The sequence below is a fragment of the Calothrix anomala FACHB-343 genome, assembly GCF_014696435.1.
GTDB lineage: Bacteria > Cyanobacteriota > Cyanobacteriia > Cyanobacteriales > Nostocaceae > Aulosira > Aulosira anomala_A.
This window is the reverse complement of sequence record NZ_JACJQG010000014.1, coordinates 145,847-157,223: the sequence shown is the minus strand read 5'-3', so window position 1 is coordinate 157,223 and position 11,377 is coordinate 145,847. Positions and strand designations below refer to the sequence as shown.

Sequence of the window (11,377 nt, the reverse complement as noted above, 5' to 3'; positions counted from 1 at the left end):
AAGGGTGGGGCTAGAAATACGAAGCCTGCCTTCGCAGGCTATCAAACTTTTAGCCTGCGAAGGCAGGCTTTGTTGGTATAGCAATACCCTTCTAGGGTATTGCGTCAAAATTGGGATGCTCCCTTTTTCCATAGACTTCAACACCGTAGTGAACACCATTTTCAGTAATGCTTTCAAAGCAACCCTGTTGTTCAAGGCGATCGCTCAGGATAAAATCTTCATGGTCGTATCGGGTAGAAATTCGCCAAAGTTTTCCCGGTACTCCACGTTGTTTTAGCCATTTTTTGAGGGTGCTGGCACATTCTTGACAGTGAAGTAGGGGAAATCGGATAACAATATTGCCGATGGTTTCGTAAAGTTCTGCGATCGCTGCATCGTCTACAGGTTCTGTCAGGTAAAGCACCTCCTGAACAAAAAGTTGGTTTTATTGTAGCGTCTGTGCGATTTATGAGCGATCGCCTTGTTTACAAAAACACTTCGGGGCGATCGCATTTTTGGTGATTATGGAGAGAGCGATCAAATTACAAGATCTGCGATCGCACTACAATAACAAAGCTCGCCCAAGCACAGCTAACGCACTGCCGCTACGACGCATCATGTCATGTTGATCCCAAGTTCATAAACTTATCAAACACGCCATCCTTCGCATGATGTTGACGTTCCACATGCATAGCTTCAAACAACGTTATTACCTGCTGCTGGTATGCCTGTGGTGTTATAGCTGACTCAGGTAAGTCGAGTGCACATGAATTTGCAATATCAGTAAACACATCCGCCGTATCCACCACGTTGACTTTCCCGTCGTTGTTAGCAACGGACTGTAACAAATCGGTTGTAACCCCTATAATCAAATCCCATGCCGTTTGAAAGTCTTTCCATGCAGGAAATGTCGGTTTCGCCTTGTCATTCATGACACGAAATACATTTTGTAAGTCAACATTTCCGTATGTGTCTGCCATATTCACAATGGAATCCGAGATGCCAAACATAGTGCTTTGAATAAAGCCTATTGCACTATTCGTCCCACCTTTACCTACCCAAAGGTTATGCAAATTATTGTGAAGAATATTGTAACTGTTATTTCGTGCGTCATGTTCCGAATCAGACGATTGCCCGCCCCATCGTTCATTGAAATCATTGATATCATTAAGCGGACTCGTGCTCATCGCCGCCGCCTGACCCAATGTATGCGAGGGGATCACATGTCGGCGATGCTCTTCTTCTCCCACAAGCAAATCCTGTTGCACCCGGGTTGTGAACTTAGCTCGTCCCAACGGGTTGGTCGTCCAATGGCTATTTGCTCCCCTGCGTCTGGTGCTTCCGACCTGCGTCAATTGCTGTCCGTAAGACTCAACAACATATTGCAAAAACGCCGAATCAGAATCAAAGATGTGGTTGCGCTCGTCGGTCACCATGCCTTTTATTTTTTCCATGACATCATCGGGTGCTCGTTTCCCAAACATCATCTCTAGAGATCGACCCAATCGAAACTTTAAACGTCGTCCACCCCGTTCGCTCTCATACTTGTCCGATCCTATGGTTACTTTGCACTGAACAATCGTGCCTGGTGTCGAAGAAGTTGCAGTGGAGAAGCTCATCTTCTGTTGCTGGATGGTTGCTTTTATACTTGGCTCTGCTCTATACAAATGTAGCGTTGTATCCTTTTGCAACTGCGATCGCATCACTGCCCCACCATTCTGCTGTACCACATGAGTCAACTCATGGGCAATCAACTCCTGCCCCCCGCGACTCCCTGGGTTATATTCCCCCTGCCGAAAGAACACATCCTGCCCCGTTGTAAACGCTTTCGCCTGAACCGAGCGATTCAACTGGTCAGCTTGAGCATCCGTATGCACCTTCACCCCACTAAAATCCGCCCCCATAGCCTGCCCCATTGACTGTTGCAGACCCGCATCTAAAGGCTGTCCATTTCCCCTGGCAGTATTAATGGTTGATTCCAAATTTGTTGAAGCTTCGCCGCCTCCCTGGGCACCCCGTCTTTGTAAGATTGACTTAGCTTGTAATTCTTCATCTTCAGGCATCGCTTCTAACTGTACCTGGGTTGGTAAAGGCGATCGCTGGAGGACAGAAATACTCGGTTTCGTCTCTAGTTCTTCGTCTGGTTCTTCCTGACGCTGTACCGACTGTCCTTGAGTTGACTGTGCCGCAGATGGTGTATTTATCTGTTGTACTACCTGGGATGCTACCCGATCTGCTTCCTGCTCATACTTGTCTCCAGGCTCCCCAATCGTCAATTTTGCCTGGAAAGGTGGTAGATGAGGCTGTATCGGTGCTGATACTTGTTTATCTGGAGCATGAATGGGAATATTCGCAAAGTTGTGACCTAAGTGCGATCGCTTTTCCCATCTCTGCACCCAGAAGTCATCCATCTTGGCTTGCAAAAGGCCTAATCTTTCTTGTTCTTCAGGAGCGATCGCGCCATACTTTTCCTTAAGTTGCAGTCCAAAGGCTTCCTGCTTGTCTTGGTTGAAAGCTTCGTTCTCTATTTCTTCCTGTGTAGGAGGTTTTTGGGAATTCTGTTTTGCTTGGATATTATTCGGGCGCAAAGCTAACTGCGAAATACTTCCTTCCTGAGTTGCGGGTTTCCTGGAAGAGGATTTGTGGATTTTTTCATGCTTCATAATAACGCCTTGTTTGGGCTACTTGGCGACTTATGTCTTGTGTAATAATCCCGTCATCTTGGTACTGGTCGCCATAAATATTGATTATACATACAGTATTATATTTAACTGTTAATTATTTTTGCGTATCAGAAATTAAAACTGAATTATCAGCTAGGCCATCGCCTGGGTTAACAACGCTATCACAGCATGAATAGAGATAATCCTATCCATTAACAATTTCATTACATAACTGCAAATATTTTTTATCAATTACTCCTGTCCAAAGCTTTAGGTGTTTTAGCTCCGCAAAAGCAATTTTTCTTGTTGATAGCGATTTCTCAATTCTGCTAACTTTTCTGCATTAAAAGCAAATTGAATCGACTCAACTAGTTCTAGCCAACGATGTAACATAGCCTCTGATTGTGCTTGACAGAATTCATCAATAAAAAATTCTCCCCACCAATGAGGCGCTTGCTTGTGGCGATGGGGTTCATGTTGCTTGCGCCAGCGTCTACGCCATTTTGCAACATCGCTTTGCGTCGGTGCTTTTACACCCAAAATCGGCGGAAAATCAGCATAGCTCACAAATTTACTCACGCCTTTACCATGAACGTAAATTATGTAGCGCCAACATTCGACTGTATATATATCTTCACGATTAATTTGGAATCTTAAACAAATAGCTTCTTCGGTAACAAATCGCGCTAACGGATGAACGATCGCTGATTTATGAACAATTTTTGATTCACGGATGACAAGCGCTTTGGGCTTGAGGGATGATAACATAAGACTAAATTTCTGTTTAAAAAGAATGGGATTTCTGCTTAAAGGGAATGCCTTCTGTTTAAAGGAAATGCGTACTGTTCTCACACAGAACATCTCTGTAAACAGAATGTACGCGATCAACTTCAACACAATCGCCCTTTAGTTTTCCAGGCCAGAGGGCGATTGTTATTATTTAAGCTATAATTATTAAACGACTCATATAAGTCATTTGTCAAGTAAATTATGGGAATGGTTCGGTTAAAGATTAGAGAATTTGCTGCGGAGAGGGGTTGGACGCTGAAAGAGGTATCTGACCGTTCTGGTGTGGTGTATAGTACTCTCAGAACCTACGCGCGATCGCCTGGACTGGCAACTGTAGATTTTACCGCAATCCAGAAGTTAGCACGCACTTTTGACGTAATGATTGAGGAATTAGTTGAGGTCGTGCAGGAATAATTGATGCTGAAATAAGCCTAATATTAAGGTAAGGGTGGTACATCAAAATCATTAAACAAGCAAATATCGAAAGATGAAGTACTTAATGCTCTGACTAGTTTACCGTCGAGAGTCAGCAAAGTAGCACCTACTTGTTGTGAAAGCGCAACATAAGAAGCATCATAGGCTGAAATGCCATAATTTAAAGCAATAGTAACTGCATCTGCCATCAATTCGGCTGTGGAGACAACATGTAACGGGAAAGCTTTAAGAGTAGCTAAATCTGCTTGTACCTCACTAGCAGTATACATCTTAGCACGGACGTATTTCCACAAAGCGTTGGCACACTCGATGTAAAATAGGTCTGGGATATAGATTTCAGTCTGTGGATTAGCGAGATGTCCAAAAAGTTGATTAATTTTAGCAGTTAGTGGGTCAGCAATAAAATACTTGATGCACACACTAGTATCTACCACACATCTGAGAGTATTTGTCATCTATCGCGATCTTCTCGAATCAGTTCAGTACTATCAGGTAATCCAAAGTCTGCTGGATTTAAGCGACGACGACTACTACTTTCCTCTAAAAGTTTTAGGACGTTTTTTCGTCTTTCTTCTTCTGTTTGCTGTGTCTTTGTTTCCAAAGCATTCTGTAATATTGTAATGACTTGATCGTCAATTGAGCGATGTTCAGCTTGAGCTAACTCTTGCAATCGTTCATATAAATCATCGGGTATATGTAGAAGATTTAGAGTAGCCATTGTTCTACCTCACAAAGGGATTTATCAGTAATAATAGCATGATTTAATTTAGCAGCGTATTGCTGTATCTAAACATCAGAAATTAAAGTTGTTTCTAGTAATAAAGCTTGTTGTCTCTTCGGCTGAGTATTTCTTGTTCCTGGTAGTAATCCAGCCGCATACAGAATTGCTCCGATCGATAACACACCCATGATTGTATAAAGAATCATATTACTTGTGGATTCATTGCTTGTTTGATATATATTAATCGATGGTGCGATCGCTTGTGTTGGTACTAAGTTTGTTACAGATTGATTTGGATTTAAATCTCGTTTTATCTCGATAACTGTTTGATATCTAGTACTAAATTCATAGCGAACCATTTTTGATAATATATTTGCTAACCAATCGCTAACTTCTGCTTTATCTCTCCAGACAATTTCTCCGTAAATATCCAAGGTTAAAGCTTGAGGTTCTAAACCTGTGAGTGCTTCAATTGCTGTCATTCCTAGCGCGTAAATATCACTATTAAATCGGGGATATCCTCGCATTTGTTCTATTGGTGCATAGCCTTGGGTATATATTTGTGTTCCTGGTTTTTGTAGCTGAGTATTTTGAGCAATAAATTCTTTGACAGCACCAAAGTCAATTAAAAATAAATTATCGTCTTTATCTATAATTATATTATCTGGCTTAATATCTCGATGAATAATATTATTTTCATGGACAAATTCGAGAATATTAATTACTTTATGTATCATTTCGATAACTTCAGACTCTGCGAGATTTTGCCGAGATTGGATTTTTTCAGTTAAAGTATTTCCCTGGATATATTGTTGAATTAAATAGAATTCTTGATTTTCTTCTACATATTCAAAGAAACTCGGTATATTCGGATGTCCGTTTAATTTTTGCAGAATATTTACTTCTCGTTGAAAGAGATTTTTAGCTGTAGTAACCGCACTTGGTTTAGTACTAGAAAACGTAAAATGCTTAACTGCATAATGCATTCCAGATTGTAACAAGTCATTCGCTAGGTAAGTTTTGCTAAAACCACCTTCCCCAAGTAATGCAACAATCTCATAACGTCCACCGATAATTTTAGATATCCCTGTATTCATCTGACAGTACCCTAGCAGAGATTGTCCCTAAGTAATTTCATGAAAAAAATACTTACTTTGTCTGCCGCATCAGCAAATATATTTCACTACTGCACCCTAACTATCTATAGTTAGCATGGCTAAAAGTCTACTGATACAAGCATTGAGTCAAGTATGTAACATATTTTATACTACAAAATACATGTTATGATGAATTTTACACACTGAGAAGTTTTATTACATATAGGTCATCTACTAATATACTTTTAAAGTTGCTAAATTATGAATCAACTTTCAATTCGCTCTGGTGTATTAATAATTGGTGCAGTTTTATTATTACTTTACTTAATTAAGCCTTCATCTATACCTTGGTTTCCTTATTTAATAGTTTTGGGTTTTGTGACTTTAACTATTAAATCTACGATTGATGGTGTCAGACTGAAGAAAAATTTACTTCAACAAGTAGATACAATCGAACAAAAAATTCAGGCTGAATTAGTCCAGAAAGTTCAAGGTATTAGCAAATACCAATTAGAGAAAATTAATAAAGTAGCTTTAATAGAAAAAAGATGTAGTGAAAACCCAGAATTAAAAATTTGGGAAAGACATAAGCGTTCCTATCAGTTACTTCCTAACTCTCTTTTAGCTCTCGGTTTACTAGGGACATTCTTGGGAATTACAATGAATTTATTCTTAATCGGTAGAAATACTGGCGGCGAACTGCAATTACAACAAGCCTTACCAGATATTATCGGTTCAATGGCGATCGCATTTGTGAGTAGTCTTGCAGCTTTAGCAGGAAGCGTGTTTTTGACGAAATTTCATCCGACTTATGATTTAGATTTAGAGAAAGATAAACTGCTGATTTCTTTAGAAGATTACCTAGATAACGATTTTTTGTTATCGCAAAATCAGCCAACTGTAGTAGAAAAAATAGAAGTTTTAATCAAGTCTATCGATAAATATTCCCAAAGCTTAAATAGTTTTATCACCACTTTACCAAAAAGCACTCAAGATTTTCAAAATGCTGTGACAGCAGCATCAAATACACTTAATACATCTGCGAATAACTTCCAAGCTGTAGCGAATCAATCTTCGCAGTCGATGCAAACAGGCGCTAATGTTTTAAGTAGTGCAACTAACAACTTAGCAAAGTTAACTAACACTTTCTCCGATATCACAAATTCTCTACGTAAATCGACTAATTCTTTTGATAACGCCATAGATAAATTACAAGACTATGCAGATAATCTAGAAGCTATTGGTCAGACTTTGGTTAATAATTCTTTACAAATCCAAAACTTAATTCAAACTAATCAACAAAACCTCACGCAAGTAAGCGATCGCCTGGTGCAAAATGCCAATACACTGTCAACAAGCAGCCAATTTTTCAACACTAATGTATCCCAACTAACAACATCTTTAACGCACCACACTGGCGAAGTTGGTACACACAATAATCGCTTGCAAAGTTTGGTAGGAGTTATTGAAAATACTACACAAGCTTCTCAGACGAATACAACGCAATTAGTCTCAGCATTAAATCAAAATGCATCGCTATTAAATAATCAAATTAATCAATTACAAAAAATTACTGAAAAATTTGAGCAAAATAATCAAGCTATGCAGCATATTCAAACTAATATGACTAATTTAGTAACTGCATTAGCAAGATTACAACAATCTTGAGTTAAACCTCAAGGGAGAACATAATATGCCAAGAAGAACAAGAACTGTACCGATGAATGATACTTTTAGTATCTGGACTTCTTTTACTGATTTAATGTCTAATGCTTTTATGATTATGACGTTGCTGCTATTATTAGTAATAGCCAGAAATTCAAAAAATAATGATGCCCAGATAGGAACTGGTGCTGATGAAAAGCCAACAATTATTGAACTACCATCGGCAAAATATGAATTTCCTTCGGGTAGCGCAGTATTACCACGTAATTTAAAAACCGATATCGGTCAAAATGGCATAATTTTAAAAGAAATTGAAAATAATATTAAGCAAATTGAAAATAGTAATAAAAAAGTTGATGTTATTGAAGTTATTGGTCATACAGATGGTGAAGAAGTTGGTTATTTAAAATGTAGTAATCAAAACGGTGGGAATTTAGATACAAAATTAGAAGAAGTTGCTACTCGTAATCGCGATGTTTCGATTTTATGTCCAGGTTCTAATGCTGATTTAGGCTTAATGAGAGCCTTAGCAGTAGTTAAAGAACTGCAAAATGTGCAACGTCAACAAAAATCAGGACTTTTCAAGCAGCTAAAATTTCGAGCCTATTCTGCGGCGCAATTGCTATTACCAGATGATAGAGGATTTGCGCCACCAGACAGAAGCGATAATCCCAAGCGTCGGCGGATTGAAATTCGCTTCGCTCAGTTGGGACAGTATAAGACTATAGGTAATAAACGCTAATACTGATGATTTCGTGCAAAAATTCTAAATCTTGGGAGAGAAAGTGGCGATCGCTTTCATTACACACGTAACATGAAAAACGGCAATTCGGAATATAAAAAAACCGAAAATATCAAGAATATCTTGAAGTGAGTAATATTATGCGTATAATCACTCCCTTAAGTTATTATTTATTAAATTCTTAGTTAAAAATTGAATCATTAGTAGAGTGCAACATTATCTATCATTTCATCCTTACATTGCAAGTGCATATACTGCTGTACATGATTGGCTAGAAACAAAGTCAGAGGCAGATGGGTATAAAAAGATTCATTTTAAAGATATTACTCGTTCCTTGAGTCAAAATACTCTCAAAAGTGCAGCAGCTCAGTATTATGCCTTGTTTCCAGCGCACTATTTCAAACTTACCCATACCTTAAGAGAGATTATTGGCTTAGAACAGTTATTAGAATGGATAAAATATAACCCACATATTTGCCTTATTGATGTTGGATGTGGCGCAGGTGCAGCTTCTGTTTCCTTTATAGAAACAATCCTTTACCTACAGGAAATAGGTAATTTCAATCATTCACCAAATATTTTTTGTTTAGGTGTAGATATTAATCCCGGGGCTGTTGCTTTGTACAGTCAATTGATGGAACAAGTCAAGGCTAAGGTTGTTTCATCAAAAATCAACTTGGAGTATGAAATAGTACCTTATGGTATACCAGATGCTATGTCTAGAGTGATTAGACGTTGCAAGCAAAAGTGTGATTATTGGCAACAACCTTGTCTAGCCCATGTTTTGATCATGCAGGTTAATGTAGTGTCTCTACTGAGTAGCAATCATGAAGATTGCAAGCAACTCTACAGCAATCTTAAGGCTCTAGGCGTTAGCTCAGATGTTTTAGTGGATGATTATGAGGAGTTTGGGCATGTAGAGGCACTCGCATACAAACAATTATTTGAAGAAGTGCCAATAGATCATATGCATGTGATTACAATTGGCACTGACTATTCCTTACTTCAAAACCGTGTTAGAGAGATGGGAAATGCTTTAAAAAACGTTTTCAGTCGTAGCCTCCACACTGTAAAGCAAATAGGTGAAGGTACTTATAGAGTTGACTATGCAAATCCTGATAGTAGCTATTGGATAGAAAAGCATCAGCAACAATATTATTATTCAGAATTTCATGTTGATATCAGCACTATCAATAGTGCTGGATTAAAATCTGACCAAGACTGGATTGATGTTACAAGCTTAGAAAATCTTAAACTGGCTTGGGTAAGGGCACGTCATAACTTCTTTACAGAATCGCTATTCGATGAGATAGAAATTCGTCTATTTGAGAAAAATCTGGATGCAAACCTAAATAGGCTACAACAGCAATTAATTGCCTACACTGAGGATGTAGCCCATACTCATGAGCAGATATCATACAAATTTATAAAACAACATTCATCTGGTCGTTTAAAAATATTATCGCGGATGGAAGAAGAAATATTATCAGTAGCAATTATTCAGAAACTAGGAGATAAAGCAGATAGTTTGCAAAGTAGTAATGCTTATCGTCTAGCTCGAAGAAATGGAAACCAAGAAACAGAATATTTATATGAACCTTGGTTCAATGCATATTATGATAGTTTTCTTGCTGAGGCTCGTAGGAGTGCAGAAAAGCATGAAAATGCTTTGGTTCTAAAGGTTGATATTAAATCTTATTATACAAAAATTATACAAGACCATCTAATTGAGTTAGCGATGGATGAATTACGTACTGAAAGTGAACGTATTAGATGGTTGCTACGAATATTACTTTCACAAAAGTTAGATGAACATGAAATTGGTCGAGGTATAACTCAAGGGGGTAGTGCTTCAGGATTCTATGCAAATATTTATTTAACATCTATTGATGCTAAATTTAGAGCAAATAATGCATGGGATGTTGAGTATCATCGTTATCTAGATGACATTATTTTAATTATTCCTAATCCACAATATTTTCAGAATGTCTTAGATACTCTTCAAGAAGAGTTATTCAAACTTGGTCTGAGTTTAAATGAGGAAAAAACTCAGATATATGAAGTTACTGAATTTATTCAACAAACTCAAGATGATAATGTTTTAAACAAAATTAATACGAAATTTAATAATTTAATGACTCATGTATGGGTTATGAATGAGCAGTATAGAACTGAATTTAGAAACTATTATGATTCAGATGAAAAGTGGTGGTACTTTTTAGAGCAATATCGAATTTGTTTAGAAAGTATTGGTATCTATATCACTGCACCTGAACTAAGCCGAAAAATATATAAGTATATCTTCAAACACAAGCGCGAAGTAAACCTTGAATCTTGTTTAGTTTTAACAAGCCTACCAGATAACAGTACTCCAGAAAATATTCACTACTGGAGGTTGATGTTTAATTCTCTTAACCTAGATTGGACAGAGACAAAATATAACTTACATTTGCAACTAGTAGATTTATTTTATGAAGTTCAAGAGCAATTAAAATATTTGAGTGATATTAATCCAGAAAGAGAAATAGCAGAAAGACGAATACGTTTTGTAATTAACAAGTTAATTTATTTAGGATTTGCATCAATCAGCAGAGAACTTATTAAAATTTTATGTGATTATCCTTGGCTGATTCGCAAACCTTTACCAATCGTAGAAAGTTTAGCACGTCAGGGGCATAGATCTGAAGTGATGAAGTTGTTAGAATATTATACTAACTGCACAGCACCAACTGCTGAATATATGCGCTCTATTACTCTGCGTGCAATACGCTTCTTGCCTAGTATTGACGCACATGATTGGAATACACTAGTTTATTTTGCCACAAAAAGTAATTCTACTGTAGAAAAAATTATGGCAACGGAGACTTGGTTGTACCTCATTAATTATTTCCCTAATTTAATCACTCAACTTGTACAAGAACAGCACATAAGTTCTGTAGTAAAAGCTTTAAATAGCAACCCAGCACCTGTTAATAGATTAAAGAAAAACTATTTGTTAATACTAGGACAATATAAGCGAGAAGATATTATTTATGAAGTGTTAGAAAATGAGACTGACTATATACTTGATGAAGCAAGTAATATGGCATTAGAAGGTGGGTTAGAAAATTTATTTCAACAAGAGGAACCTTCAATTATTCGCCATAAATACTATAGTGGCAAACGCCAGTCTAGTTGGAATAGTGAAAATAATGGATACTAAAAATTAACACGATTGTTATTTAAGGCTATTTGTAAATAAGCTCAAAAGTCTTAACTAACAATCGCACAATGTTTAAATCACCAA

The 11,377-nt window shown here is 37.4% G+C and carries 10 protein-coding genes; 4 read left to right on the top strand and 6 right to left on the bottom strand.

Annotated elements, in window-relative coordinates:
• Positions 1-91: 91 nt before the first annotated feature.
• The 3 genes from H6G08_RS10625 to H6G08_RS10615 form a co-directional block, all read right to left on the bottom strand.
• Entirely contained in the window at positions 92-403 is a 312-nt protein-coding gene (locus H6G08_RS10625; RefSeq protein ID WP_190541451.1) for a papain fold toxin domain-containing protein, read from the bottom strand.
• A 196-nt stretch (positions 404-599) separates the two neighbouring features.
• A complete protein-coding gene (locus H6G08_RS10620) occupies positions 600-2,642 on the bottom strand; it encodes an eCIS core domain-containing protein (protein ID WP_199322473.1) in 2,043 nt (680 codons plus the stop codon).
• 279 nt (positions 2,643-2,921) lie between these two features.
• The gene (locus H6G08_RS10615; RefSeq protein WP_190541449.1) at positions 2,922-3,410 is read right to left on the bottom strand and encodes a hypothetical protein; all 489 of its coding nucleotides are present in this window, start codon (positions 3,408-3,410) and stop codon (positions 2,922-2,924) included.
• Positions 3,411-3,632: 222 nt separating this feature from the next.
• On the opposite strand from H6G08_RS10615, the gene H6G08_RS10610 reads away from it, so the two are divergent.
• On the top strand, positions 3,633-3,845 hold the full coding sequence (locus H6G08_RS10610; RefSeq protein WP_190541447.1) for a helix-turn-helix domain-containing protein: 213 nt from the start codon (positions 3,633-3,635) through the stop codon (positions 3,843-3,845).
• 23 nt (positions 3,846-3,868) lie between these two features.
• Here H6G08_RS10610 and H6G08_RS10605 read toward each other — a convergent pair whose 3' ends face one another.
• From H6G08_RS10605 to H6G08_RS10595, 3 genes are all read right to left on the bottom strand, one after another.
• Complete coding sequence (locus tag H6G08_RS10605; RefSeq protein ID WP_190541445.1) at positions 3,869-4,321, bottom strand: type II toxin-antitoxin system VapC family toxin; 453 nt, start codon at positions 4,319-4,321, stop codon at positions 3,869-3,871.
• Positions 4,318-4,584 (bottom strand): FitA-like ribbon-helix-helix domain-containing protein, encoded by a 267-nt coding sequence (locus tag H6G08_RS10600; RefSeq protein ID WP_190541443.1) that lies wholly within the window; start codon positions 4,582-4,584, stop codon positions 4,318-4,320. Before H6G08_RS10600 ends, H6G08_RS10605 begins: the two co-directional genes overlap by 4 nt.
• A gap of 68 nt (positions 4,585-4,652) precedes the next feature.
• Complete coding sequence (locus H6G08_RS10595; RefSeq protein WP_190541441.1) at positions 4,653-5,684, bottom strand: serine/threonine-protein kinase; 1,032 nt, start codon at positions 5,682-5,684, stop codon at positions 4,653-4,655.
• A 261-nt stretch (positions 5,685-5,945) separates the two neighbouring features.
• On the opposite strand from H6G08_RS10595, the gene H6G08_RS10590 reads away from it, so the two are divergent.
• The 3 genes from H6G08_RS10590 to H6G08_RS38515 all read left to right on the top strand — a co-directional run bounded on the left by H6G08_RS10590 (position 5,946) and on the right by H6G08_RS38515 (position 11,293).
• The gene (locus H6G08_RS10590; RefSeq protein ID WP_190541439.1) at positions 5,946-7,352 is read left to right on the top strand and encodes a hypothetical protein; all 1,407 of its coding nucleotides are present in this window, start codon (positions 5,946-5,948) and stop codon (positions 7,350-7,352) included.
• A 25-nt stretch (positions 7,353-7,377) separates the two neighbouring features.
• The gene (locus H6G08_RS10585) at positions 7,378-8,091 is read left to right on the top strand and encodes a flagellar motor protein (protein ID WP_190541437.1); all 714 of its coding nucleotides are present in this window, start codon (positions 7,378-7,380) and stop codon (positions 8,089-8,091) included.
• Positions 8,092-8,299: 208 nt separating this feature from the next.
• Positions 8,300-11,293: an RNA-directed DNA polymerase gene (locus H6G08_RS38515; protein WP_190541435.1), complete on the top strand. Its 2,994-nt coding sequence runs from the start codon at positions 8,300-8,302 to the stop codon at positions 11,291-11,293.
• Positions 11,294-11,377: the final 84 nt, after the last annotated feature.

Bases quoted from the DNA above. Each gene is read 5' to 3' on its own strand.
- H6G08_RS10620 (WP_199322473.1), bottom strand. From the start codon at position 2,642: ATGAAGCATGAAAAAATCCACAAATCCTCTTCCAGGAAACCCGCAACT.
- H6G08_RS10615 (WP_190541449.1), bottom strand. From the start codon at position 3,410: ATGTTATCATCCCTCAAGCCCAAAGCGCTTGTCATCCGTGAATCAAAA.
- H6G08_RS10610 (WP_190541447.1), top strand. From the start codon at position 3,633: ATGGGAATGGTTCGGTTAAAGATTAGAGAATTTGCTGCGGAGAGGGGT.
- H6G08_RS10605 (WP_190541445.1), bottom strand. From the start codon at position 4,321: ATGACAAATACTCTCAGATGTGTGGTAGATACTAGTGTGTGCATCAAG.
- H6G08_RS10600 (WP_190541443.1), bottom strand. From the start codon at position 4,584: ATGGCTACTCTAAATCTTCTACATATACCCGATGATTTATATGAACGA.
- H6G08_RS10595 (WP_190541441.1), bottom strand. From the start codon at position 5,684: ATGAATACAGGGATATCTAAAATTATCGGTGGACGTTATGAGATTGTT.
- H6G08_RS10590 (WP_190541439.1), top strand. From the start codon at position 5,946: ATGAATCAACTTTCAATTCGCTCTGGTGTATTAATAATTGGTGCAGTT.
- H6G08_RS10585 (WP_190541437.1), top strand. From the start codon at position 7,378: ATGCCAAGAAGAACAAGAACTGTACCGATGAATGATACTTTTAGTATC.